General features: G+C 61.2%; 23 protein-coding genes and 2 tRNA genes. 14 read left to right on the top strand and 11 right to left on the bottom strand.

Going from position 1 to position 25,682, the window contains the following annotated elements; translation table 11 throughout:
* Positions 1–278: 278 nt before the first annotated feature.
* Positions 279–641 carry an HPF/RaiA family ribosome-associated protein gene (locus tag ACH2CW_RS00150; RefSeq protein ID WP_395054606.1) on the top strand — a complete coding sequence of 121 codons (363 nt, stop codon included), beginning with the start codon at positions 279–281 and terminating at the stop codon, positions 639–641.
* A gap of 98 nt (positions 642–739) precedes the next feature.
* On the opposite strand, the gene ACH2CW_RS00145 is transcribed toward ACH2CW_RS00150, so the two are convergent.
* Together ACH2CW_RS00145 and ACH2CW_RS00140 are read right to left on the bottom strand one after the other, a co-directional pair.
* Positions 740–1,711, bottom strand: a complete 972-nt coding sequence (locus ACH2CW_RS00145) for a response regulator (RefSeq protein ID WP_395054604.1) — start codon at positions 1,709–1,711, stop codon at positions 740–742.
* Positions 1,708–5,247 carry an ATP-binding protein gene (locus tag ACH2CW_RS00140; protein ID WP_395054602.1) on the bottom strand — a complete coding sequence of 1,180 codons (3,540 nt, stop codon included), beginning with the start codon at positions 5,245–5,247 and terminating at the stop codon, positions 1,708–1,710. The genes ACH2CW_RS00145 and ACH2CW_RS00140 overlap by 4 nt, the downstream gene beginning before the upstream one ends.
* A gap of 141 nt (positions 5,248–5,388) precedes the next feature.
* Between ACH2CW_RS00140 and ACH2CW_RS00135 the strand changes: the two genes are divergently transcribed.
* The 9 genes from ACH2CW_RS00135 (at position 5,389) to ACH2CW_RS00095 (ending at position 13,283) form a co-directional block, all read left to right on the top strand.
* A complete protein-coding gene (locus ACH2CW_RS00135) occupies positions 5,389–5,691 on the top strand; it encodes an urease subunit gamma (RefSeq protein ID WP_077592967.1) in 303 nt (100 codons plus the stop codon).
* Positions 5,692–5,910: 219 nt separating this feature from the next.
* Positions 5,911–6,216 (top strand): urease subunit beta, encoded by a 306-nt coding sequence (locus tag ACH2CW_RS00130; protein WP_395054600.1) that lies wholly within the window; start codon positions 5,911–5,913, stop codon positions 6,214–6,216.
* Positions 6,217–6,342: 126 nt separating this feature from the next.
* The gene (gene ureC / locus ACH2CW_RS00125) at positions 6,343–8,109 is read left to right on the top strand and encodes an urease subunit alpha (protein ID WP_395054598.1); all 1,767 of its coding nucleotides are present in this window, start codon (positions 6,343–6,345) and stop codon (positions 8,107–8,109) included.
* A 17-nt stretch (positions 8,110–8,126) separates the two neighbouring features.
* Positions 8,127–8,729, top strand: a complete 603-nt coding sequence (gene ureE, locus ACH2CW_RS00120; RefSeq protein WP_395054596.1) for an urease accessory protein UreE — start codon at positions 8,127–8,129, stop codon at positions 8,727–8,729.
* A complete protein-coding gene (locus tag ACH2CW_RS00115) occupies positions 8,726–9,424 on the top strand; it encodes an urease accessory protein UreF (protein ID WP_395054594.1) in 699 nt (232 codons plus the stop codon). The genes ureE and ACH2CW_RS00115 overlap by 4 nt, the downstream gene beginning before the upstream one ends.
* A 143-nt stretch (positions 9,425–9,567) precedes the next feature.
* Positions 9,568–10,224: an urease accessory protein UreG gene (gene ureG, locus ACH2CW_RS00110; protein ID WP_395054592.1), complete on the top strand. Its 657-nt coding sequence runs from the start codon at positions 9,568–9,570 to the stop codon at positions 10,222–10,224.
* Positions 10,225–10,388: 164 nt separating this feature from the next.
* Positions 10,389–12,362, top strand: coding sequence for a hypothetical protein (locus ACH2CW_RS00105; RefSeq protein ID WP_395054590.1), 1,974 nt, complete (start codon positions 10,389–10,391; stop codon positions 12,360–12,362).
* A 207-nt stretch (positions 12,363–12,569) separates the two neighbouring features.
* Positions 12,570–12,657: transfer RNA gene (locus tag ACH2CW_RS00100), tRNA-Ser, on the top strand.
* Between the two features lie 149 nt (positions 12,658–12,806).
* On the top strand, positions 12,807–13,283 hold the full coding sequence (locus tag ACH2CW_RS00095) for a tetratricopeptide repeat protein (RefSeq protein WP_395054588.1): 477 nt from the start codon (positions 12,807–12,809) through the stop codon (positions 13,281–13,283).
* Positions 13,284–13,319: 36 nt separating this feature from the next.
* Here the strand turns inward: ACH2CW_RS00095 and ACH2CW_RS00090 are convergent, their stop codons facing one another.
* From ACH2CW_RS00090 to ACH2CW_RS00060, 7 genes are all read right to left on the bottom strand, one after another.
* A complete protein-coding gene (locus tag ACH2CW_RS00090) occupies positions 13,320–13,895 on the bottom strand; it encodes a hypothetical protein (protein ID WP_395054586.1) in 576 nt (191 codons plus the stop codon).
* A 546-nt stretch (positions 13,896–14,441) separates the two neighbouring features.
* Positions 14,442–15,287, bottom strand: a complete 846-nt coding sequence (locus ACH2CW_RS00085; RefSeq protein ID WP_395054584.1) for an outer membrane beta-barrel protein — start codon at positions 15,285–15,287, stop codon at positions 14,442–14,444.
* A 300-nt stretch (positions 15,288–15,587) separates the two neighbouring features.
* Positions 15,588–16,835 (bottom strand): radical SAM family heme chaperone HemW, encoded by a 1,248-nt coding sequence (gene hemW / locus ACH2CW_RS00080; RefSeq protein WP_395054582.1) that lies wholly within the window; start codon positions 16,833–16,835, stop codon positions 15,588–15,590.
* Positions 16,836–16,851: 16 nt separating this feature from the next.
* Positions 16,852–17,451 carry an RdgB/HAM1 family non-canonical purine NTP pyrophosphatase gene (gene rdgB, locus ACH2CW_RS00075; protein WP_395054579.1) on the bottom strand — a complete coding sequence of 200 codons (600 nt, stop codon included), beginning with the start codon at positions 17,449–17,451 and terminating at the stop codon, positions 16,852–16,854.
* A gap of 46 nt (positions 17,452–17,497) precedes the next feature.
* On the bottom strand, positions 17,498–18,226 hold the full coding sequence (rph, locus tag ACH2CW_RS00070) for a ribonuclease PH (RefSeq protein WP_395054577.1): 729 nt from the start codon (positions 18,224–18,226) through the stop codon (positions 17,498–17,500).
* Between the two features lie 102 nt (positions 18,227–18,328).
* Positions 18,329–19,231 carry a PP2C family protein-serine/threonine phosphatase gene (locus ACH2CW_RS00065; protein WP_395054575.1) on the bottom strand — a complete coding sequence of 301 codons (903 nt, stop codon included), beginning with the start codon at positions 19,229–19,231 and terminating at the stop codon, positions 18,329–18,331.
* Positions 19,228–20,235, bottom strand: a complete 1,008-nt coding sequence (locus tag ACH2CW_RS00060; RefSeq protein WP_305562277.1) for a serine/threonine-protein kinase — start codon at positions 20,233–20,235, stop codon at positions 19,228–19,230. Before ACH2CW_RS00060 ends, ACH2CW_RS00065 begins: the two co-directional genes overlap by 4 nt.
* A 66-nt stretch (positions 20,236–20,301) precedes the next feature.
* On the opposite strand from ACH2CW_RS00060, the gene ACH2CW_RS00055 reads away from it, so the two are divergent.
* From ACH2CW_RS00055 to ACH2CW_RS00040, 4 genes are all read left to right on the top strand, one after another.
* The gene (locus ACH2CW_RS00055; RefSeq protein WP_395054573.1) at positions 20,302–21,219 is read left to right on the top strand and encodes a YicC/YloC family endoribonuclease; all 918 of its coding nucleotides are present in this window, start codon (positions 20,302–20,304) and stop codon (positions 21,217–21,219) included.
* A gap of 112 nt (positions 21,220–21,331) precedes the next feature.
* Positions 21,332–21,952, top strand: coding sequence for a guanylate kinase (gene gmk / locus ACH2CW_RS00050; protein ID WP_395054571.1), 621 nt, complete (start codon positions 21,332–21,334; stop codon positions 21,950–21,952).
* 52 nt (positions 21,953–22,004) lie between these two features.
* Entirely contained in the window at positions 22,005–22,208 is a 204-nt protein-coding gene (gene rpoZ, locus ACH2CW_RS00045) for a DNA-directed RNA polymerase subunit omega (RefSeq protein WP_077592946.1), read from the top strand.
* A gap of 110 nt (positions 22,209–22,318) precedes the next feature.
* Complete coding sequence (locus tag ACH2CW_RS00040) at positions 22,319–24,559, top strand: RelA/SpoT family protein (protein ID WP_395054568.1); 2,241 nt, start codon at positions 22,319–22,321, stop codon at positions 24,557–24,559.
* A 7-nt stretch (positions 24,560–24,566) separates the two neighbouring features.
* Here the strand turns inward: ACH2CW_RS00040 and greB are convergent, their stop codons facing one another.
* The gene (greB, locus tag ACH2CW_RS00035; protein WP_395054566.1) at positions 24,567–25,130 is read right to left on the bottom strand and encodes a transcription elongation factor GreB; all 564 of its coding nucleotides are present in this window, start codon (positions 25,128–25,130) and stop codon (positions 24,567–24,569) included.
* 110 nt (positions 25,131–25,240) lie between these two features.
* Positions 25,241–25,317, bottom strand: a tRNA-Arg gene (locus ACH2CW_RS00030).
* Positions 25,318–25,682: the final 365 nt, after the last annotated feature.

Here is a 25,682-nt window from a genome sequence, read left to right as displayed (position 1 = left end):
AGAGTTCAATGCTGTGAGGGCAATGAAGACACTGTGAATCCGGGCTCTGAGAAGCGCCGCATTTGAGAAGGAAGCCAGAGGAAGGGACTTCGTTGAAAAAGGCTGATGCGTTACCGAAGCGCTTATTGTATCCGCTTGGGCGCTTTCTTGCAGGAACGCGCGGCGCTTGACCGCCTCCCCTGCCGATTGTGGAAAAACCCCTACACAGCCGCGCCGCCGAAACGCCCACACTGAACGCCTATCGCCGTCGCGGATGGCTCAACACAAGGACACTCAGCATGCAAGTTCAAGTCAACACCAACCACAGCATTGAAGGCCGAGAAGCGCTGGAGCGCTGGGCCCAGGCCGAAGTCAGTCAGACCCTGGAACGCTTCAGCCATGAGATCACACGTGTGGAAGTGCACCTGAGCGATGAAAACAGCGGCAAGGCCGGCGCCGCCGACAAACGCTGCCTGATGGAGGCCCGCCTTGCCAATCATGCGCCTGTCGCGGTGACGCACCATGCGCCCGGCATCGACGAAGCTTTCCGCGGCGCCGAGGGCAAACTCAAACGCGCGCTGGACAGCACGCTGGACCGCCTGAAGGACCACCGCGACCGGGATTCGATACGCAAGGATGCCGCGCTGATCCAGCCGGAGTAAAAGGCCACGCGCGCAACGCTATTAAAGTTATAGCGCTTAGCCCTTTCAGGGTATGGGCTGGAGTCCAAAAAGGCTTGAAGTTTTCTGGCGCCCGGCACTCAGGCTTCAAACTGCGGATGCAACTGCCGGATCCGGCTCATGGCCATGCCGGCCGCTGCGGTGCGGGTTTCCACGCCGAGCTTGGCAAACACCCGCTCCAGGTGTTTTTTGACCGTCATCGGGCTGGTGCCCAAGATGTCGCCGATGTCGCGGTTGATCTTGCCCTTGACCACCCAATAGAGCACTTCGGCCTCGCGCGCGGTGAGTTTGAAGCTCAGGCTCATCGCCTGGATCACGGTGTCGTCCGACTCCTCGCGCATGATAATCAGCCAGTCATCGTCGCCAGTCTGCTGGTGCAAGCGGAAGGTCAGTCGCCGCGCCACCGAGGCGGTACTTTCGCAGACCAGGCGCGGCGGCTCAATCTGCCGTTCGGCGTCAGGCAGGTGGCGCCGCAGCCAGGTCAGCACCGCGTCCGGCGTTTGCGGCGCGCTGGTGGCGTAATACCGCTGCAGCAGCTCGCGCGCCAGCGGCGTCTGCCACATCAGTTTGCCGTCACTGACCCGCACCGTGATGGTCGCGTAACCGAAGGCATCAAGGGCGTTACGCGCCTGGCGCTTTTCGCGCGCGCTTTGCAGATGCACGCCGATGCGCGCCAGCACCTCCTTGGGCTTGATCGGTTTGGTCACATAGTCGACGCCGCCCGAAGCGAGCGCTGCCACCAGATACTCGGTCTCGGTCAGCCCAGTCATAAAGATAATGGGGATGTGAGCGGTGCGGGCATCGGCTTTCAGCCGCTTGGCGACCTCGAAGCCGTCCATGCCTGGCATCATCGCGTCAAGCAGCACGATGTCGGGCAGGGCCTGCGCGGCGCGCTGCAGTGCCGCCTCGCCATGCGTGGCGACCAGCACGGTGAAGCCCGACTCGTCGAGGGCATCGTGCAGCACCGACAGGTTGTCGGGCACGTCGTCGACGATCAGCACCACGTCGCTGTTGGCGCGGTCCAGCGTCTGTGCAAGCACGCGGTCATTCATGGCTGCACCTCGCCAAGCTGCTGGCTCATGGTCTCGAACTGGAACTGGCGTGCCAGGCCGCGCATCTCGGCCGCAAAACCGGCGCTTTGTGGCTGGGTTTTTTCGATCTCGTCGAGGGTGTTCATGATGCCGCGAAAATAGCCGAGGTTGACCACCTCGCGCAAGGCATCGAGCTGCGCGGCCGGCGGGTAGATGCGCGGTAGCACCACCGGCGTCGCTGCGGCTGGGGCTTGCGCCGGCGCTTCCAGCCACACCAGTTGCAGACGCCGCTCCAGCCAATCGAGCAGCTCACTGTGGCGCACCGGCTTCAGGATGAAGTCTTCCAGCCGGATGCCGACATCGTTGTCGAGACCCTTATCGAAAGCATTGGCAGAAACAATCGCCAGGTGGATGTCAGAATGCCCGACCGCACGCACGCGGCGCAGGGTTTCCCAGCCGTCGATGCCGGGCATGGCCAGGTCCATCAGGATCACCTCGGGCCGATAACCCGCGGCCAGCAGGTCCAGGCAGTCGTGGCCACTGGCGGCCGTTCGCAGCTCAAAACCCAGCGGCTCGAGCACATTGACCAGCAGCTCACGGTCGGCCTCTTCGTTGTCCACCACCAGCACGCGCCGGCGCGCGCCCGCATAACCGTAACGCGTCTTGTGTACGCGCGATGACGGGACGGGCAGCGCCGCACCGGGCGCGAGTCGCACCTCGGGCAAAAACAGCTTGACGCGAAACACCGATCCGACATCGGGCGTGCTGGCCACCGTGAGTTCGCCGCCCATCAGGTCGGTCAGCATCTTGGCAATCGTCAGCCCCAGGCCGGCACCGGGCGCGGCCGGGCCGGGCGTGGACGCGCGGGTGAAGGGCTCGAAAATGCGCTCGATTTCCTGCGCCGACAGGCCGGGGCCGGTGTCCTCGATCTCGATGCTGGCCATCTCGCGCGCGTATTTCAGGCGCAGATTGATGCCGCCGCGTGCGGTGAACTTGATGGCGTTGCCCAGCAGATTGATCAAAATCTGCCGCACGCGTTTTTCGTCGGCGCGCACCACCACCGGCAGCGTGCCCTCGGACTCAAAATGAAAACCCAGGCCCTTGGCCTGCGCCTCCAACTCGAACATGCCGGTCAGCTCCTGCACGAAGTCGGTGAAGTGCATGGGTTTGACGTTGAGCGTAAGTTTGCCGCTTTCAATACGCGCGATGTCCAGCGTGCCTTCGATCAGCGAGAGCAGGTGTTCACCACCGCGCCTGATCACACCCACGGCCTGCTGCCGGTGCGGCGGGATGGACGTGTCTTCGCCCATCAGTTGCGCATAACCGAGGATGCTGTTGAGCGGCGTGCGCAGCTCGTGGCTGATGGCACTGATGTAGCGGCTTTTCGCCTGATTGGCCAGATCAGCCACCCGTTTGGCCTGCTGCAGCGCCTCGTCGGTCTGGCGGTGCGACTCGATTTCCTTCATCAGCAAATGGGTCTGGCGGTTCGACTCTTCCTGCGCCACCTGCCGGCTTTTGTGCGCCAGCACCAGCCACCAGGCCACCAGACCGGCAATCACCAGCAGCGCCATGTAAGCCTTCAAAAAGCCCGACCGCAGCGCCGATTCGGACGCCACCTCCAGATCGAGCAGCGCGCGCATCTCCTGGTGATACAGCAGACCGAACACGCTGGCCAGCAGCGGCACGATCACCAGCATCAGCAGCAGGAAGTGCCCCAGGCCGGTGTCGAGGTAAGGCCAGATGCGACGCGGCAGCAGCCAGCGCAAAGTGGCCGACCACTGCGCGGAGAGGCTGGCTTGCGGCTTGCACAAATCGCCGCAGCGCGCGTCCAGGGTGCAGCACAGCGAGCAGATGTGGCCCTGGTAGGCGGGGCAATGCGCCATGTCCGGGCCTTCGTAGTCGCGCTCGCAGATCACGCAGCGTTTCAGACCCGCCCATTCCGCCGACGGGCCGCCCCTAGGCGGAATAGCCCCCTCGGGGGGCAGCGAGGACACATCGTGCCGAGCGTGGGGGTCGTCGCTTCTTGCAATGTAGTAACGCCCTTTCGTCGCCCAGGCGATCAGCGGCGAGGTGACAAAAGCCGTACCCAGCGCAATCAGCGCCGAAAAAGCCTGTGCCAGCGGCCCGAACAAGCCCAGATGCGCAGCCACCGAGAGTACCGAGGCCAGTGCCATCGCGCCGACGCCGACCGGGTTGATGTCGTAAAGATGCGCGCGCTTGAACTCGATGCCTTTGGGCGACAGGCCCAGCGGCTTGTTAATGACCAGGTCGGCCACCACCGCCATCATCCAGGCAATCGCGATGTTGGAATACAGGCCCAGCACGTCGCCGAGGGCCTGGAACACGTCCATCTCCATCAACATGAAGGCAATCAGGGTGTTGAACACCACCCAGACCACGCGTCCCGGATGGCTGTGCGTCAGGCGCGAGAAGAAGTTGGACCAGGCCAGCGAGCCGGCATAGGCATTGGTGACATTGATCTTGAGCTGGGAGATCACCACAAACAGCGCGGTGGCGGCCACGGCCCAGCCGTAGTGCGGAAACACGTACTCATAGGCCGCCAGGTACATCTGGTTCGGGTCCACCGCGCGGTCCAGCGGCACCATGTGCTGGATCGCCAGGTAGGCCAGAAAAGCGCCGCCCAGCATCTTGACCACCCCCAGCAGCACCCAGCCCGGACCACCGGCCAGCACCCCGGCCCACCAGCGGCGGCTTGTCGCTGCGGTGCGGGCCGGCATGAAGCGCAGGTAATCGGCCTGCTCGCCCATCTGGGTGATCAGGGCAATACCCACCGTCAAGGCAGCACAAAACAAGTGCAAGTCGAATCCTGAAGTGGCGCCTTTTTCACCTTTGTAGTGCGTTATTCCTGCAAAAGCGCCGGGGTCTCGCACCAAAACATAGATAAAAGGCACCACGAGCATGATCAGCCACAGCGGCTGCGTCCAGATCTGCAAGCGGCTGATGACCGACACGCCGTAGGTCACCAGCGGAATCACCACCAGCGCGCAGATCAGGTAGCCCCAGCTCGGGGGAATGCCCAGCGCCAGCTCCAGCGCATAGGCCATGACAGCGGCTTCGAGCGCAAAAAAGATGAAGGTGAAGGAGGCGTAGATCAGCGAGGTCAAGGTGGAGCCGATGTAGCCGAAGCCGGCGCCGCGCGTCAGCAAGTCCATGTCCACGCCGTAACGCGCGGCATAAATGCTGATCGGCAGGCCCGCCATGAAGATGATCAGCCCGGTGGCAACGATGGCCCAGAAGGCGTTGGTAAAACCATACTGCACCAGCAGGGTAGCGCCTACCGCTTCCAGGATCAAAAACGAAGCCGCGCCGAAGGCGGTGTTGGCAACGCGCCACTCGGACCATTTGCGAAAACGCTGCGGCGTGAAACGCAGCGCGTAGTCTTCCATGGTTTCGCTGGCGACCCAGCTGTTGTAGTCGCGCCTGACCTTGATGATGCGCTGGACCGGCGCTTCGGGCTCGGCCTGGGCCAGCGGCGCGGGAGCCCACGGGGGCACAGCCTGTGCAGGCAGGGGCAGCGGTGCGGCCGGGGTGTCCATGGGTGGGGGTGTCAATACGTCATCAGGCGGATCTGCTTAAGTGCAGATTCCATGCCACAGAGGGCCGCACACGCCATTGCTGTGGCACCATTCTTGCACCCAGGCACACGCAAACCTGCCGCAGCCTCCCCCGGAGAGACCATGGAATTGACCCCCAGAGAAAAAGACAAGCTGCTGATCTTCACGGCCGCTTTGCTGGCCGAACGCCGCCAGGCCAGGGGCCTGAAACTGAACTACCCCGAAGCCGTCGCACTGATCAGCGCCGCCGTGATGGAAGGCGCGCGCGACGGCAAAACCGTGGCCCAGCTCATGAGCGAAGGCCGGACCATCCTCACGCGCGCCGACGTGATGGACGGCATCCCCGAGCTGATTCCCGACATCCAGGTCGAAGCCACCTTCCCCGACGGTACCAAGCTGGTCACCGTGCACCAGCCGATTGTTTGATCCTCCAACCGACCTTGCCAAAGATCCCCATGACGCCTAAATTTGCTCCTAAACTCATAGCTTCTTACGCAATATCGACGTGGGCTACAGCCGTATTTGGCCATGAAGGCCACGCGATGACGGGGGCCCATTGGCACGCCACCGACGTGTTGGGCTTTGTAGCTGTGGCAGCAGGGCTGGCAGTGGCCATCTGGCTGTCGCGCCGCAAGTGAGGCAGGCATGATCCCCGGCGAACTGCTCACCGATGGCCCCGACCATGAACTCAACACTGGGCGCCGCACCCTGACCGTGGTGGTGCAGAACAGCGCCGACCGGCCGATTCAGGTCGGCTCGCACTACCACTTTGCCGAAACCAACGGCGCCCTCACCTTCGACCGCGCTGCGGCGCAGGGCATGCGCCTGAACATCGCCTCCGGCACGGCCGTGCGTTTCGAGCCGGGCCAGCAACGCACGGTGGAGCTGGTGGACTTCGCCGGAGAACGGAAAATTTACGGTTTTCGCGGCTTGGTGAACGGCGCAATCTAAACGCGCTTTGGAGTGCCGACACGCAGCAAGAATTTGGCGCTGTCATTGCGGGCTTGACCCGCAATCCATGGATCCCGGATCAAGTCCGGGATGACAGATATCTTTGGATCAGGAAAGAGACGACGCATGGCAACGATTGGCAGACGCGCTTACGCAGAAATGTTCGGACCCACCGTGGGCGACCGCCTGCGCCTGTCCGACACCGAACTGATGGTCGAGGTCGAGGCCGACTACACGCTGCGTGCCGGCAGCTACGGCGAAGAAGTGAAGTTCGGCGGCGGCAAAACCATTCGTGACGGCATGGCGCAGTCTCAAAAAACGCGGGCTGAAGGTGCGATGGACTGCGTCATGACCAACGCGCTGATCATCGACCACTGGGGCATCGTCAAGGCCGACATCGGCCTCAAGGGCGGACGCATTGCGGCCATCGGCAAGGCCGGCAACCCCGATACCCAGCCGGGCGTGGACATGATCATTGGTCCCGGCACCGAGATCATCAGTTGCGAGGGCATGATCGTCACCGCTGGCGGCATCGACTCCCACATCCACTTCATCTGCCCACAGCAGATCGAGGAAGCGCTGACCTCGGGCGTGACCACCATGCTGGGCGGCGGCACCGGTCCGGCCACCGGCACCTTCGCCACCACCTGCACCCCGGGCCCCTGGAACATCGAACGCATGCTGCAGGCTGCCGACGCCTTCCCGATGAACCTGGGTTTTCTCGGCAAGGGCAATGCCAGCCTGCCAGCGGCGCTGCACGAACAAATCGATGCGGGCGTGATCGGCCTGAAGCTGCATGAGGACTGGGGCACCACCCCGGCCGCGATCAGCAACTGCCTGGACGTGGCGGACGAGACCGACACCCAGGTAGCGATCCACAGCGACACGCTCAATGAAAGCGGTTTTGTCGAGAACACCATCGCCGCCACCAAGGGCCGCACCCTGTGCGCCTTCCACACCGAAGGCGCGGGCGGCGGCCATGCACCCGACATTCTCAAGGTCGTTGGCGAGCAGAACTTCTTGCCGTCCTCGACCAACCCGACCATGCCCTACACCGTCAACACGCTCGACGAACATGTGGACATGTTGATGGTCTGCCACCACCTGGACCCGTCGATTGCCGAGGACCTGGCTTTTGCCGAAAGCCGCATCCGCAAGGAAACGATTGCCGCCGAAGACGTGCTGCACGACCTGGGCGCGATCAGCATGATGAGCAGCGACAGCCAGGCCATGGGCCGCGTCGGCGAGGTGATCATCCGCACCTGGCAGACCGCGCACAAGATGAAGGTGCAGCGCGGCTGGCTCGCCCCCGCCCCGATCGTCCTGAGCCAGTCGAAGGATCGGGCTGAGCTTGTCGAAGCCTTGCAGCGCAACGACAACTTCCGCGCCAAACGTTACATCAGCAAATACACCATCAACCCGGCGATTGCCCACGGCATCGCCCACGAAGTCGGGTCGATCGAAGTCGGCAAATGGGCCGATCTGGTGGTCTGGAAGCCGGCCTTCTTCGGCATCAAGCCGGCGCTGATCCTCAAGGGCGGCTTTATCGCGATGGCCGCCATGGGCGACCCGAATGCCTCCATCCCGACGCCGCAGCCGGTGCACTACCGTCCCATGTTCGGCGGCTTCGGCGGCGCCATCGCCAAAGGTTCGCTGACCTTTGTGTCGCAGGCCGGTCTGGCTGGCGGCATCAAGGAGCGGTTCGGGCTGGCCAAGAACCTGGCCGCCGTGAAAAACATACGCGGCGTGCAAAAACGCCACATGATCCACAATGACTACGCGCCGAAGATGGAGGTTGATGCACAGACCTACTCGGTGCGCGCCGACGGCCAGTTGCTGACCTGCGAGCCGGCGACCAGCCTTCCGATGACACAGCGTTATTTTCTTTTCTGAACCGAATTTTTTCTTCCATGCTCCAGGTTTCCAAAATCATGCCGCAGGGCGCCGGTCTGGCGCCCGTGTTGCTCAAGCGTGCAGCCACGATCGAGATCGACTGGGACATCCGTCAGAAAAGCCGTTTTGAAGCGACCGACTCGCAGGGCCGTCAGCTCGGCGTTTTTTTGCCGCGTGGCACCCTGGTGCGCGGCGGCGATGTGTTGGTGGCAGAAGACGGTTCCCTGATCAAAGTCCTGGCTGCGCCGCAAACCGTGTTGCGCATCACAGCCTGCACGTCGCACGGCAGCCCGTTCGACCTGACCCGCGCGGCCTACCATTTGGGCAACCGGCATGTGCCGATTGAGCTCAAGCCGGATCACCTGAAGATCGAACCCGACCATGTGTTGGCCGAGATGCTGCGGTCCATGCACCTGATCGTCAACGAGGTCAGCGAATCTTTCGAGCCCGAAGGCGGCGCCTACAGCGCGGGCGGCCACAGCCATGCGCCTGCTGCAGCGCCCGCGCCCCACGTGCACGGCCCCGACTGCAACCATGGGCACGATCACGGCCACGCCCACACGCATGAGGCGCAGCCGGTCGCGATCCAGATTCACAAACACAAGCCGCACAGCCATTGAGCGCAACGGCCCAGCCCCTGCCGGCCGCCAGCCTGCTGCAACTGATCTGGCTGGCCTCCCCGGCCCTGCCGGTCGGCGGCTTTTCCTACTCCGAAGGGCTGGAAGCCGGCGTGGACCGGGCGGGGGTAGCTACAGAAAGCATAGCGGCCAACTGGCTCAGCGACCAGTTGCACCTGAGTCTGGCGCGTAGCGACCTGGCGGTGATTGCCCAGGCGATCCCGGCCTGGCGCAGCAATCAGCTCGACAGGGTCAAGGCACTGAACGACTGGGTGCTGCAAACCCGCGAGACCAGCGAGCTGCGCCTGCAGGCTGAGCAAATGGGCCGCTCCCTGCTCGAATGGCTGCGCAACCACCAGAGCATCAGCGACGCGCACCTGCAAGCCTGCGCAGCGCTCCCACCCACCTACCCTCTTGCTTTTGCCCTGGCAGCCTCGCCGCTGGACGCCGGCGTGTCCGACTGCCTGACAGCCTACGCTTTCGGCTGGGCCGAAAACATGATGCAGGCCGCGCTCAAATCGGTCCCGCTGGGCCAAAGCTCAGGTCAGCGCATACTGGCCCGGCTGGCTGCAGAAATCCCGGCATCCGTCGCAACGGCCATGGCGCTGGCGGACCAGGATCGCCAGGCGTTTTCGCCCATGCTGGCGATTCTTTCCTCGCAACACGAAACCCAATACTCAAGGTTATTCCGATCATGAAAATGGGCCCCTCACTTGTCATTGCGGGCTCGACCCGCAATCCATGAGTCTGAATCGGGCGGCGCATCACGCGGGGATGGATCCCGGATCAAGTCCGGGATGACAGACACACAACACAACACAGTATTCGCTAGGCACTTCTCATGAGCATGCACCACATCGCCAACCGCACCAAAAAACTCCCTCCGCTACGCGTCGGCATTGGCGGGCCGGTCGGCTCCGGTAAAACCACCCTGCTGGAGATGTTGTGCAAGGCCATGAAGACCAAATACGATCTGGTGGCCATCACCAACGACATCTACACCAAGGAAGACCAGCGCATCCTGACCGTCAGCGGCGCGCTGGATGCTGAACGCATCATGGGCGTCGAAACCGGCGGCTGTCCACACACCGCGATTCGCGAAGACGCCTCGATCAACCTCGAAGCCATCGACCGCATGCTGGAAGATTTTCCCGACGCCGACATCGTGTTTGTCGAGTCTGGCGGCGACAACCTGGCCGCGACCTTCAGCCCTGAACTCAGCGACCTGACGATTTACGTGATCGACGTCGCCGCTGGCGAAAAAATCCCCCGCAAGGGCGGCCCTGGTATCACCAAAAGCGATCTGTTCGTGATCAACAAGACCGACCTCGCCCCTTACGTGGGCGCCGACCTGGCCGTGATGGAGCTAGATACCATCCGCATGCGCACCACGGCCAAGGGCCTGAAACCCTTTGTCATGACCAATCTGAAGACCAACACGGGGCTGGCGGAGGTGGTGGCGTTTATTGAGAGCAAGGGCATGCTGGCCGCAGGCTAACGCGCTTTTCTTGAAGCGCTTGCGGCGGACGCGCTGAGCCCCGAGCGCAGCGGTAAAACAGGTATATTCATTCGGGAAGCGCTGCATGTTCCACTGCGCTGCCGTGTTGAACAGTACCCCCGTTTCGGGCTCCCCCTGGTAATTCGCCTCGATTTAGGATGATCATGGTCTTTGATGCCGTCTCCGCAGTCCGGCGCGGGCTTGCGCGCTTCTGCTCAGCCATTTTGCTTTGCATCATTTCATGGACGCTGTCTGGGTGTCTCAACCAGATCAAAACGGACACGCCTGCCGTGTCGTACGCTTTTTCGCCTTCTGCCCCACCGGATCCGGGCGTGTTGCTATTGCTTGTTAACGACTATCAGGTGCTGACGGCTCCTGAAATAACAGCCTGGGTCGATGCGGCAGCAGAAGAAGGTGTACGGGTGCAAGCAATCACAGACAAGCAGTTTGTAGCGCTGAACAGAAACGGGAACGCGCAGATCTACGCAGGTCTTTTGTTACCCGACCAATCGCACAGATTCGCCGACGATGAGGTGGTCTGGGCGATACGCAACTACACCATGGCCGGGGGCCGCACTCTTCTGGTCTTTGATTTTGCCGCTCTGGAACCGGGTGCTTTTAATCAACAGCTATACGCGGAAAGCCGCGCCCGATTGAGCGATCTGGCCGGCGTCGACTACATTTTGTATGACGAATTGCTTAAGCAGACCACGGCGACCGGCCCCGTCGTCTCATCACCGTCTACCTTGCGCAAGCTGCTGGTCCCACCCGGCAAATCCATTCCCTATGTATCCCCGCAGGCCACGTCAAAAGCTGCGACTCCCAAGGAGGCCCCGCCTGGCGGATCGAGGCGCAATGCAGCGTCAGATCTGCACGCGTACAGCGGCTACATGCAGGGGAACCTGTCCTACCCCTCCTATGTCACCCGAGGCGAATTTCGGGGCACCTTGCTTGCCGGCTCGCCGCATCACGGCCTTATCGCGGGCGTGCGGTCCCTGGGCAACGGCAAGGTGCTGTTTGTCAACCTGCCACTGACCTACCTCAAACTCCAGACAGACGCGCTGCCGCTGCACGGATTTCTGCGTTACTTTATCGATAACGTGGTGTCCATGGCGCGCTTGTCGCCGATGCCCAACGGCATTGCAGGCATGACGCTGAACTGGCACCTGGACTCCCTGGCTGCGCAAAAACCAAGCCTGGAGCTCGAACGGCTCGGGGTTTTCAATGACGGGCCTTTTTCCATCGATATCACCGCTGGCCCCGACACGATTGAATTTGATGACCAGCTCGGTTGGGATCTGAACAACAACCCTGAGGCGCAAGCCCTGTTGCGGCGCTTGGACACAAAGGGGCACTCCATCGGCAGCCATGGCGGATGGATACACGACCATTACGGAGGTAACGCCAATGAAACCAACGCCAAGGAATTTTTGCCGCTCCTGAAGTTGAACAAGGCGGCGGTTGATCGGGTGCTGGGGCGGCCGCAACGGAGCTACTCGGCGCCCCAAGGGAACAACCCGATCTGGGCAATGAACTGGCTGGAGCAGCAAGGGGTTGTCAGCGCATACATGACAGGCCATACCGGCATGGGGCCCACAAGACACTACCGCGACGGGAAGCTGCATAACCCCGCTATGTGGATTTTCCCGGTCACCCCCCTGGGGCGCCATGCGGTGTTTGAGGAGTTTGCATACCATGACATCCCCAAGCACGAGATTGTTTCCTGGTACCAGGACATGGTTGATTTTGTGGTCCAGATGAACACCAGTCGCCTGATTTATCTGCATCCACCCTGGGCCCTGGAATGGAAAGGAGTGGTACTCGACCTGTTGGCCTATGCCAGAAACAAGGGAGAAGAGCATTTTCGCTGGTATACCGCTGAGCGCTTGGCGGATTTCATGACTCACAGGCGTGAGGTTCGATGGACAGAACAGCTGGATGCGTCCGGCCTGCGCCACTTCAACATCAGCCATCCGGTGACGCTTCGCGAAATGGTATGGATCCTGCCCAAAACAAGTTATCCGCTGGCTCCCGAAATTGTCACAGGCACCGCCAGCGTCACATCAGAGAGCTCCCATTGGCGTGTCAAGGCGGGTGACGGCGCGGCGCTTGGATTTACTGCAATGCAAGCGCGTTGACCACACCAGCGTGAGATGACGCAAGCTGTGCCATCGCCAGATAAATACAGTCAAGAGAGTTGGGTCATCACGCAAAAAGGTGATCGACCGGGGTGCACAGCGCAATCTCATCGGTCCTGCCTTGCCCCTTTTTTAAACTTGCCAGTGCACCGTGCCAGGACGCTTTTCATCTGGGGCGCTGCTGACTACAGGTAAACTAGGGTGCTTGGAAGCGTGGCAGAGTGGTCGATTGCACCGGTCTTGAAAACCGGCGATGGGAAACTATCCGTGAGTTCGAATCTCACCGCTTCCGCCAAACCCTCCGCCACCGACAGCCCCTGCTCTCGGTGGCTTTTTTATGCCCGCCCGCATTGACCCAGAGTAGAAACCGCTGATTTACCTGTTTAACTGAAACGCAGTAGGATTTGGAGTTTCCCCTCTGCCCGTTTTCAAGGAGCTCCGGCCATGAATTACATCTCACACCTGCTGGTCATCACCTGCCTGTCCGCGTCCGCCGCAGCGTTTGCGGCTGGCGACACGAGTTATTCGGCGGATCCGCGTCCCTCCGCCGATCCGGTAATGTCGTCCGTCCAGGCTGCGTTTGGGCGCAAGGACTGGTCCGGCGCACAAACCGAGTTGCAGAAAGCGCTGCTGGCCTCCCCGCAAAATGCCGATTACCACAACCTCTACGCCTATTCGATCCGCAAAGGCGCGAACCCGAACATGGACCTGGTGTTCAAACACTATGGCGAGGCGCTGCGCATCAACCCGAAACATCGGGGCGCACATGAGTATGTGGGCGAGGCCTACCTGATGGTCAACGATCTCCCAAAGGCCAAACAGCACCTGGCTACGCTCGACAAGCTGTGTTTCATGCCCTGCGAAGAACACAGCGACCTCAAGAAAGCGATCGCGGCCTACGAGGCCAAACGCAAGCCCTGAGTACCGCGAGGCGCCCCTGCCAGGCTGGCTCCCGGATTACCTGACGCCGGAGCCACCTGCGGGAGCGACGCGGGCTGAAGCCTGTGCGCGGGAAGCATCCTGAACATCGTAGGAGCCGAAAACTTCACGGGCCGAGCGTGTTTCCGGCAATATGTAGACGATGCCATTTGTCCCGGTAAACGAAGGGCTCACCACGCTTTCATAGAACTTGACCGGCACATTGATGCAGCCAAAGGAAATGCGGTTGTCCTGTGGGCTCGGTGAGGCCAGGCGCTCCGCGCGCCGCTCCTTGGGTTGCCCCTTGACGACGCGATGCAGCGACAGCGCCGTGTCGTAGTCCACCCAGAGAACTTCATGGCCGTGGATATCCCGGTCCAGTGAAGCCACGAAACGACCGGCTGGCGTGGTGCGCTCCGCAGGAAGAATGCTCGACAGCTTGCGCTCACCAATACCGGGAACGGAGTCATCACCGATCGCCAGACCCAGCAGCGCAGCGGAAGCACCCCGAAGCTGCCCCTGTGCATCAAACATGAACACACGGGCCTGTACCTTGTCGATGATCATGAAAGGCAAAACGCCATTGTTAGCCGAGTGGACCACCCAGTCGGCCAATTTCCGGGATTCGGACGACGGCTCTTCCTGCCCAAAGTTGGCCAGCCTGACAGGCTGGACGGGCGCGGGCTGCGGTGCGACAGGTGCAGAGGCGCTGACGGCGGGGTCTAAAGTGCTCAAAAGGGGCGCGTTTTGCGAAGCGGCGACGGGAAGTACGTTCAGCGCAACTGTGCCCAGCAGCACGCCTCGGACCAGAAAGACTGCCGCCGGTCGTGTCAAGCGGGCTAGCAAGGACCCCGCCCAAAACCTGTGTTGATCTCGTTGAATCTGGGTTGGCATCGTGGTGTTCCTGTGTACCGGATGGTAACCCGGCAAGACGGGCTGAACCAGCGGATTCTGGGTGCTTTACCTTGGCAGTTCAGGCGCTTCTCCATGGTGAGCCGCTACTTCGCTATGGACAAATAAAAAGAGGAGCAGAACCAACGCGCGATCCGCGCAGGTGCTACCCCTCAATATTGCGAAATGGGCAAACCACCCCGCTCGTTCAGTCAAGTAAGGGACCGGAAGCTTTCACCCCGTATACCCCTACTTTCCCGGCAGCCGACTTTAGTTACGACCTTCTCTGGCCGGACGGGCTGGTGGCTCGTAAGCGGGCGGCGGCGCGACATAAACCGGGGCAGGTGGAGGCGGAGGCGGCGGTGCCACGTAGACCGGAGCGGGCGGAGGTGGTGGTGGTGGGCTGGCGACCGGTACGTAAGCAACAGGGGGCGGAGTTTTTGGACCAAAACGGTAAACCAGGCCCACCGATGCCATATCGATATGACCGCGGTTCCGGACGGGATCATTGATGCGGTAGCGTTCCAGTTCGGCCCTCAGCGACAGCGCTTCGGTAATGGCGTATTGCATGCCAAGACCGACTTTGAGTGCGGTTTTGTTGCTGCGCGGGTCGGACGTGTTCGCAGCCACGGCACCAGTGCTGGCGAAGTTGGCCCGGCTTTGTGCATAAGCGGCACCTACGCGCCCGAAGACCGAGAACCGGTCCGACACAGGCAATAGGCCTACCAAGTCAAGGTTGAGGCCGCGAACGCGAGTTTCACCGCTAAAGCTGCCTGCGGGCGCCGTATTGAAACGATAGCTGGAGCTACCCAAATCAAAGTACCCGCCTTCGACAGCAAAATTCCTGTTGAACTGGTAGCCACCAAAGAGTTTGTAGCCTGTGTCGCGGTTGTCTTCGGTCGTGGAGGTGACCGTGAGACCCTGACCAGCCAAAGTGCGGTTGATCGAGCCATTGTCAAAGTCGGCTTTGGTGCGCCCGATGTTTCCGCCAATGTACGGGCCATTGAGCTCGTACATAGATTGCGCCATTGCCCCGGAACTGGAAACAGCTCCAAGTACAGCCAGAGCGATAAGGCCCAGCCCGCGCTTGGTCGCCGGAAGTGTTGATGCTGTCATGGTGTGTCGTCCTAAAGATGGGGCAGTTTGTAAAAAGAAAACCCGATTCGTTTCTGGTAGTGCCCGTTGTTGGCAAAACCAGGCAAACGAAGAGTGAACTCAGCTGCTACCTTGAGGCGTACACGACCATCGGTTTGTAGGAAGATGACTACAGACCTCGTCATTTCCCCGTAAAACAACACCATGGATTCAGAGACCAGCAGGCCGCAGAGGTAGCCGGCGAATCCGACTGCGGCGATTGAGCACGTGGGGACTGCGTGGGCCCACCTCTCGCGGCTGATCGCACAACAACAAGGTTGTTTACTGTTCAGGCTCGAGGAACAGCGCTTGCAGGTCGTTCAGAAAATCGAAGCCGCGCTCGGTGGGTTTGATCTGCACAAAGTCGCGTTCGATCAGTCCCTTGCGTTCGGCTTCGTCGAGGCTCGACTGAATCGCGCTCAAGGGCAAGCCGGTTTTTTCTGAAAAGTCCTGCAGTTTGAAGCCTTCACGCAGACGCAGCGCGTTGAGCATGAACTCAAACGGCAATTCAGCCCGCGCGACCTCGGTGTCCTGCGCCACCGGCGTGCCGGCCAGCGCCTTGTCCATGTACAACTTCGGATCGCGGAAGCGCACCTGGCGTACCACGCGGTGTGCAAAACTGAGCTTGCTGTGGGCGCCGGCGCCTATGCCAAGGTAGTCGCCGAACTGCCAGTAGTTGATGTTGTGCGCGCAGCGGTGGCCGGGCCGTGCATAGGCCGAGACCTCATAGCGGTCCATGCCTGCGGCCGCCGTCATCTCGCTGATGCGGTCCAGCATGGCGTAGGCGTCGTCGTCTTCCGGCAGCACTGGCGGATGTTTGGCGAAGAAGGTGTTGGGCTCGACCGTCAGGTGGTAAATCGAGATGTGCGGCGGCGCAAATGCCAGCGCCTGCTGCATGTCGCGCTCCAGCCCCTCCAGCGTCTGGCTGGGCAAGGCATACATGATGTCGAGGTTGAAGGTGTCGAAGGCCTGCGCAGCTTCCTCGACCGCAGCGATGGCCTGCGCGCGATCGTGCACACGGCCCAGGGCTTTCAAATGCTGGTCGTTAAAACTCTGCACACCGATCGACAACCGCGTCACACCGGCCCTGCGGAAAGCCCGGAAGCGGTCTTTCTCGAAGGTACCGGGATTCGCCTCCAGCGTGATCTCGCAGTCGGGCTCCAGCCGCAGGCGTGCGCGGATGTCGCCGATCAGCCGGTCGATCGCTTGCGGCGAAAACAGGCTGGGCGTACCCCCACCAATGAAGATGCTGTGCACCGTGCGGCCCCAGACCAGCGGCAATGAGGCTTCCAGGTCGCCCATCAACGCGTCCAGGTAGCGTTGCTCCGGCAGTTCAGCGGGGCTCTGATGAGAGTTGAAGTCGCAGTAGGGACATTTCTTCAGGCACCAGGGCAGGTGCACATACAGCGACAGCGGCGGCAAAGCGGCAAGCTGCAAGGTGCCGCCGCGCATGTAGTGCTGGATATCTTTCAGCGCGCTGCCGCTTTCTGCGGGAGGCGCTGCACTGACGACCGGTATCGGAAAGCTCATGGCTGATAGATACCGCTCATAACCAGCGCTCGCGCATCAGGCCCATCATCTGCCGCGCCGCCATGCCGCGGTGGCTGTTGGCGTTTTTGACCTCGACCGGCAGTTCGGCAAAGGTTTTTCCAAACGACGGGATGAACATCACTGGGTCAAAGCCAAATCCGTTGCTGCCGACCGGCTCACGCGCGATCTCGCCGATGACCCGCCCCACGGCAATCAGCGGCTCCGGATCGTCCGCAGACCGCACCGCGACCAGTGTGCTGACCAGGGCGGCACGGCGGTGGGATATCCGGTCCATCTGCTCAAGCAAGGCGCGTACGTTGTTGTCGTCGCCCTTGGCATAACCAAACTGCGTGGCGTAATAGGCTGTGTCGACGCCGGGCAAACCGCCGAAGGCGTCCACACACAGCCCGGCATCATCGGCCAATGCGGGCAAACCGCTGGCCAGCGACGCATGGCGCGCCTTGGCCAGCGCGTTTTCTACAAAGGTGCGGAAAGGCTCCTCAGCCTCGCCAATACCGAGTTCAGCCTGCTTGATCAGCGTCACGCCCAGTGGCGCCAGCATGGCCTGCAATTCGGCCAGCTTTCCGGCGTTGTTCGATGCGAGTACGATTTTCATGAGTCAAATATGCCTCTAGCCCATGTCAAACGGGCATAAGAAGCTATCAATTCAGGAGCGACTTCTGCTGCAACGTGACCAGCTCGCCGATGCCTTTTTCAGCCAGCAGCAGCAGGGCGTCCATCTCCTTGCGTGAAAATGCGGCACCTTCGGCCGTGCCCTGCACTTCCACATAGTGGCCCGCGCCAGTCATCACCACGTTCATGTCGGTGTCGCAGCCCACGTCCTCGGTGTACTCCAGATCCAGCAAGGGCGTGCCTTGCACAATGCCGACGGAAATCGCGGCGACGTGACCCAGGATAGGCGTTTCCTTGAGCCTGCCATCGGCCAGCAGCTTGTTGACAGCGTCCTGCGCCGCCACAAAAGCCCCGGTGATGCTGGCCGTGCGGGTGCCGCCATCCGCCTGAATCACGTCGCAGTCAAGGTGAATTGTGCGTTCACCGAGTTTTTTCAGGTCAAACACCGCGCGCATGGAGCGGCCGATCAGGCGCTGGATTTCCTGGGTGCGGCCGCTTTGTTTGCCACGTGCAGCTTCACGGTCGCTGCGTGTGTGCGTGGCGCGCGGCAGCATGCCGTATTCGGCCGTGACCCAGCCCTCACCGCTGCCTTTTTTGTGGCCAGGGACTTTTTCTTCGACCGAGGCGGTGCACAACACCTTGGTGTTGCCGAATTCGATCAACACCGAACCTTCGGCGTAGGCGGTGTAGGCGCGGGTGATGCGCACAGGACGGAGCTGGTCGGCAGCACGGGCGCCGCTTCTTTCAAATGAACTCATGACGAAAAGGCTTTCTGGCGAGGCACGCCGGGGCTGTGAAAAGTGGCAAAAAAATCATGGTCGGTCGGCGCAGGCTGCCACCCAGGTCAGCTCAGTGCCGGGTCAGACCTTCTTGGCGGCAGAACGGCGTATCGCCTCGTTGATCTCGGCAATCGACCGCTCAATCGCGGCGTCGTCAAGGTCTTCAACGCTGGTATCGAGCACGCCGGCCTGGATGGTGGATGCAAAAACGCCATCCATGATGCTGTCGGTCGATATGCCGCGGGTCGACTCAAAGGCGTCGGGTGTTTCCCACTCCATGGCCAACACGGTGACGTTATCCCCATGTTCGCCGCCGTTGCGAAGCGCATGCTCGACCATGTCGGGCACTGCGTCGGACACACTGTTGGCCGCCATATGTCGCACGATTTCAGCATCGGTCAGGCTGCCCCACAGGCCATCGGAGCACAGCATCAACTTGTCGCCGTGCTGCAGCACGACCGGCCCGGCGATGTCGAACACCGGTTTGGAGGGTGATCCCAGGCAGGTGAACAGAATGTTGCGATTGACCCGCTCAAGCTTGATGATGCCGGCGTTTTGCTGCTCCAGGTAGGAGTGGTCGCGCGTGCGGGTCAGCAGCTCGCCGTCGCGCACAACATACAGCCGCGAGTCGCCACAGTGGACCCAGGTCGCGCCGGTGCCCTGCAGGATGGCTGCGACCACGGTCGTGCGGGGCGTGTCCAGCATGCCTTTTTCACTGGCATAACGAATGATCTGGTGATGTGCCGCCATCAGGGCAGAGGACAGGAACTCGGTGGTGTCCCTGACCAGCGGCCGGGCTTCCTTCTGGTACAAGGCCGAGATGGTCTGCAGCGCCAGTTGTGCCGCCACCTCCCCTTCCGGGTGGCCACCCATCCCGTCGGCCAGCACGAACAGGCCGGACTCGCGGGTGTAGCAATAACCCATGCGGTCTTCGTTTTTTTCGCGGCCACCCTTGCGGCTGACCTGGAAGACGGAAAACTTCATTTGAACCTTGTCGCGAAGCCGGTGGCCTTGCGAGCGGTTTTCTTGGTGTCCGACACCATGTTGTCGAACTGCAGGCGCATTTTTTCGCCGACCGTCAGCTTGGTGTAGCGCCGCTCACCCTCGCGGCTGAGCTCTTTCTGCAAGGCAAACACCGATTGCGGCCGCGACAGGGGATCCAGGGACATGCACCATTCCACCACCTCAATCAGGTTGTCGGAATAGACGCCGCGCAAGCGGGACAGTGCAAGCGACAGACGGTCTTTTTCAAGCCGTTGCGGCGCATCATTCGGCGGATAGCCCTGCATGGTCGCGTAAATACAGGCGCCGATGGCGTAGATGTCGGTCCAGGGGCCCATGGACGAATCACGCCTGTACATCTCGGGCGCGGCGAATCCGGGCGTGTACATCGGGCGGATGAAGTTGCCTTCCTTGCTCAGCACCTCGCGCGCAGCGCCAAAGTCGATCATCACCGCCTTGTTGTCGTCGGTGATGAAGATGTTGGCCGGCTTGATGTCCAGGTGCAGCATCTTGTGCTGATGCACGATACGCAGCCCACGCAGGATTTCGTCAAACAGGGAGCGAATGGTCGATTCGCGGAACACCTTCTGCTTTTTGAGCTCGCGCGCCGTGATGATGAAATCCTGCAGGGTCCCCCCCTCCAGGTAGTTCATCACCATGTAGACGGTTTCGTTTTCGCGGAAGAAATTGAGCACGCTCACCACGGAAGCGTGGGAGATCTGCGCCAGCGACCGGCCTTCCTCGAAAAAACTCTTCAGACCCAGGCGGTACAGCGAGAGTTTTTCAGGTTGCACCTGCGGCAGCAGTTCACCGGGGGGACGGCTGGCCAGCGAAGACGGCAGGTACTCCTTGATGGCAACCTGCTGGCCTTCGTTGTCGACGGCCAAGTAAACTACCCCAAACCCGCCGGCCGACAGCTTGCGCACAACGCGATAGCCACCAATAACGGTATCGGGTGGGAGAGGCGCTGGCTTGACCTTTGACATAATTCGGGATTAAAGCAAGGTGACGGGGTCACCCCTCCTGTTGACTCTAAGAAATGCGTGTTACTAATGTCAGTTTACAGTATGACAGGCTATGCAGCTGTCCAATCCACTCCCGCTCGCACAGCGCCGGAAGCCGATGCCGGCAACGGCAGCCATGCGCGCCTTGGCGTGGAAATACGCTCGGTCAACAGCCGTTTTCTAGATCTGGCCTTCCGCCTTCCTGACGAATTGCGGCAGGCCGAACCGGCCTTGCGCGAGCTGCTGACGGGCAAGCTCAAACGCGGAAAGGTGGAAATACGCGTTTCGCTGGAAAGCAATTCAGGTGGAAGTCTGAAGGCGCCGGCCAGCAGCACCCTGCAGCGCCTGGGCTCCATGGAAGACACGGTGCGGTCCTGGCTGCCGGGTGCGGCGGCGCTCAGCGTCGCGGACATCCTGCGCATGGCGGCGGGAGAAGACAAGACCACCAACGACTACAGCGAGGACTTGCTCAAACTCGCCAAAAAAGCCCTGAAAGACTTGTTGGCAGCCCGCGAACGCGAAGGCGGTCGACTCGCGCAAATGTTGCTGGAGCGCACCGCCCAGTTGCGCGCGCTGGCCGCTTCGGCCACCCCCATGGTCCCCAAACTGGTCGAACAGCAAAAGGCCCGCTTCATGGAGCGCTGGAAAGAGGCCATGGCCCTGACGGACGGCAGCACCCTGCCCGAAGCAGCGCAGGACCGGGCATTGCTGGAGGCCACCTCGTTTGCGATACGTATCGACGTGGCCGAGGAAATCATGCGACTCACGTCCCATCTTGAAGAAATCGACCGCCTGCTGACAACGGGCGGCGAAGTCGGCAAACGCCTGGACTTCCTGATCCAGGAGCTGCACCGTGAAGCCAATACCCTGGGCTCCAAATCGGGCTCGCTGGAGCTCACCCATGTCTCGGTGGACATGAAAGTGCTGATCGAGCAGATCCGCGAGCAGGTTCAAAATATCGAATGAATAAAGGCCCCCACGCTCCCCCACTTCGTGTGCGTCGCTGCCCCCCGAGGGGGCTGGCCTCGCTTGAGGCGGCCCTTCGCGGCGGCCGAGTGCTCAGAAACAAGGATCGCTGATGGATTACCCCGGAAACCTGTTTGTCGTCGCAGCGCCCAGCGGCGCTGGGAAGTCCAGCCTGGTCAAGGCACTGATGGAGCTGGATGCGCGGGTGCAACCAGCGGTGTCGCACACCACGCGGGCACCACGTGGGCAGGAAAAACACGGCCGCGAGTATTTTTTCATTTCGGCCGAAGAATTCGACGGCATGGTGCTGCGTGACTCCTTTCTCGAATGGGCGCATGTGCATGGGCAGCGTTACGGTACGTCCCGGCAGACCATCGAGGAGCGGGTGGCTCATGGTGCGGACGTCATCCTGGAGATCGACTTCCAGGGCGCGATCAACATCAAGCGCATTTTCAGCAACGCAGTGTTGATCTTCATCCTGCCGCCGAGCTGGGAAGAGTTGCGATCACGGCTGGAACGGCGCGGTGAAGACTCGGCCGAGGTGATTGAATTGCGCCTGAAAAATGCTGCCATCGAGATGGCACAGGCCAGGGAATTCGACTTCGTTATAATCAACGAATTATTTGAACGCGCGGTTTTTGACCTGAAAACCATTGTTCACGCCCAACGGCTCAAGTTTGCAGCACAACGACGTGCCCGTGCCGAGACCTTCAAGGCCCTGCACATCGCCTGACTTGTTGGCCCGAACCGCTAACCCGCTATTCCTACCTAACCCGGAGATTCTCATGGCCCGCATTACCGTTGAAGACTGCCTGGAAAAAATCCCCAACCGCTTCCAGCTGGTTCTGGCAGCCACTTACCGCGCTCGCATGTTGAGCCAGGGCCATGCACCCAAGATTGAAAGCAAAAACAAGCCTGGCGTGACCGCCTTGCGGGAAATCGCTGAAGGCAAAATTGGTTTGGAAATGCTGAAAAAAGTCCCAGGCTGAACGCCTTGGCTCCCTGAAAAAGCACCGCAATGCGGTGCTTTTTTTCTTTCCGGGTGTTCGCTAAAGCCCGCTTTTTGCATGTTTTATTGGCACCGCGATACATTTGAGGCATGAGCGCCCTGGTCTTTCCCTCTCCAAACACCAAGTCGACCCCGGCTGCCGCCAACGCTGCTGCGGCGAGTTTTGCTGCGCTCACCGCCAAACTCGACTACATGAGCGCTGCGGATGTGGACAACGTCCGCCGCGCTTACCGTTTTGCCGACGAGGCGCACCTGGGCCAGATCCGCAACGGCGGCCTGCCCTACATCACGCATCCGATTGCCGTGGCACAGCAATGCGCCGAGTGGAAGCTCGACGCACAGGCGCTGATGGCAGCGCTGCTGCACGACGCGATCGAGGATTGCGGCGTCACCAAACCGGAATTGATCGAGCGTTTTGGCGCGCCGGTGGCCGAGCTGGTCGACGGGCTGACCAAGCTGGAAAAGCTGGAGTTCAACACCCGCGAGGAAAACCAGGCGGAATCCTTCCGCAAGATGCTGCTGGCCATGGCGCGCGATGTACGTGTGATCCTGATCAAGCTGGCGGACCGGAGCCACAACATGCGCACGCTCAGCGACGTACCGCGCAGCAAGTGGAGCCGTATTTCCCGTGAAACCCTGGATATCTATGCGCCTATCGCGCATCGCCTGGGCCTCAATACCACCTATCGCGAGCTGCAGGACCTGTCCTTTCAGCATTTGTACCCCTGGCGCTACGCCACCCTGACCAAAGCACTGGCGCGAGCACGCGGCCGCAGGCGTGACGTGATCAAGCGTGTCCAGAGCGAGGTCGATGTCGCATTTGCAAACGCCGACATTCAGGTCAATATCTACGGGCGTGAAAAAGCCCTGTATTCCATTTACCGCAAGATGGACGAAAAACACCTGTCCTTTGCACAGGTGACCGATATCTACGGTTTTCGCATCATCGTCGGGGGTGTTACCGGCTGCTATACCGCGCTGGGTGTGTTGCACCAGCTCTACAAGCCCTTGCCCGGCAAGTTCAAGGACTACATCGCTATTCCCAAGGTCAATGGCTACCAGTCTTTGCACACCACGCTGGTCGGCCCCTTCGGTACCAGCATTGAGTTCCAGATGCGCACCGACGCCATGCATATCGTCGCCGAATCCGGTGTTGCGGCCCACTGGCTGTACAAAGCCAGCGACCCCGAAAGCGATGCGTCGCAGCGCCTCGGCACGCAATGGCTGCAGTCCCTGCTGGACATCCAGCACGAAACGCGCGATGCCGCCGAGTTCTGGGACCACGTCAAAATCGACCTGTTTCCGGATGCGGTCTACGTGTTCACGCCGAAAAGCCAGATCATGGCGATGCCGCGCGGTGCCACGATTGTCGATTTTGCCTACGCCATCCACAGCGACGTGGGCCACCGTGCCGTTGCCGCCAAGGTCAATGGCGAGCAGGTGCCGCTGCGCTCAGAGCTGCGCAATGGCGACGTGATCGAAATCATCACGGCTGCCATCTCCAGCCCCAATCCCGCCTGGCTGGGTTTTGTGCGCACCGGAAAGGCCCGTTCGAAAATACGCCACCATCTCAAAACCATGGCGCTGACTGAATCGCAGGATCTGGGCGAGAAGATGCTGGCGCAAGCGCTGCGCGCCGAGGGCATTGAGCGCTTGCCGGACGACGACGAACTTAATCACGCCACCTGGGAAAAAATACTGCGTTTCTCCGGCAACCGCTCGCGCGCCGACCTGCTCACCGACATCGGACTGGGCAAGCGTATCGCCAGCATGGTGGCCAAACGCATCGTCACCTTGCTGGCTGAAACCGGCGAAAAACCCGATCCACTGTTGATGAGCCGCGAGCGCTACACGGCCCATGAATCGATTTCCCAAGGTGCCCTGGCGCTCGATGGCAGCGAGGGCGCGTCGGTGAAGTTTGCGACCTGCTGTCGCCCGATTCCGGGCGACGACATTGTGGGTTACCTGGGCCGGGGCGAGGGCCTGGTGGTCCATACCGACGACTGTTCTGTGGCCAAAAAGCTCCAGCACCGCGACAACGAGCGTTTCATCGCGGTCGACTGGTCCGACGAACCAACGCGCGCGTTTGAAACCGGCCTGCTGGTGACCGTGACCAACGGCAAAGGTGTGCTGGCGCGGGTTGCCTCGGCACTGGCCAGCGCCGAGGCCGACATCACCCATGTGGACATGGCCCAGGAGGCAGCGCAGGATGCGACCGATCTGCGCTTCGGCGTGGCGGTGCGCGACCGGGTGCATCTGGCATCCGTCATGCGCAGCGTCAAGCGCACGCCGTCGGTCCTGCGCGTCCAGCGCGCCAAACCCGGCCTCTGAAAAGTTTTCAGCGCGCAGCCGGCGGTGCGGGGTACTGCACCTCCAGCACCTCGATGTCCCGGACGCCCGCTGGCGTCGCCAGCTTCACTTCATCGCCAACCCGGGCCTTGAGCAGTGCCCGTGCAATCGGTGAAATCCAGCTGACCTGCTTCAGCGCACTGTCTGCCTCGTCGATGCCCAGAATCGTCACCGTTTGCTCGACGCCACCGTTATCGGCATAGGTGACTGTGGCGCCAAAAAACACCTGGTCATTGCCGTGGTGCACCACGGGGTCTGAAATTTCAGCAATCTCCAGACGCTTGGTCAAAAACCGGATGCGCCTGTCGATCTCGCGCAGGCGCTTCTTGCCGTAGTGGTAATCGCCGTTTTCCGACCGGTCACCGTTGCTGGCCGCCCAGTGCACAACGTCAACAATCTTCGGCCGCTCGTTGTCGATCAAGTCCAGCAGTTCGTCCTTGAGCCGGGCGTAACCCTGGGGCGTGATGTAATTTTTGCCACCCGCAGGCAAAGGCGGCAAGGACAGGTCCTCATCGTCGTCCGCGTCGGTCTCTTTGGTGAAGGCTTTGCTCATGAGAGCTCGGGGGCTGGGGCTGGTGCTGGTGTTGGTGCTGGGAGAACGTGTCGGAAGAAGACATCGTAACGAAAAAGCCCTGGAACCTTGCGATTCCAGGGCTTGACGTCTGGTGCGGCTGGCAGGAATTGAACCCACGACCCCTTGGTTCGTAGCCAAGTACTCTATCCAACTGAGCTACAGCCGCTAAGCCTCGAATTATAGCGTATTTGCTTCGCAGGTCAGTGACCCAGGCCAGCAACCAGCTTGTCTGCCGCCTGAACAGCCTCATCACGCGTGGGCCAGGTCCTGTCGCTGTCGTGCAAGGGCGGCAGCGATTCAACGTGAATGACGTCTATGTACCAGGGACCGTCGGGGACATGGCACAACCTGGCCATGTAATGCCGCCCGCTTGCGACGCCAGGGACGTATTCCTCTAATGGCCCTGGCTCTTCAATTTCCATAAAAATTTCTTTCCAAACCTGCTTATCCCCAGCCCCTCGCCCCCTGCGGGCTGAGCATCTTCAATCCTTCAAATTCACCCCGAAATGCGCAAGCTTTTTCGCATAAGAA

Origin of the sequence: Polaromonas sp., from assembly GCF_043778355.1 — a bacterium.
In the GTDB taxonomy this organism is placed as follows: Bacteria; Pseudomonadota; Gammaproteobacteria; order Burkholderiales; family Burkholderiaceae_C; genus Polaromonas.
Note: the sequence above shows the minus strand (reverse complement) of the source record. Positions and strands in the feature narration are given on the sequence as shown.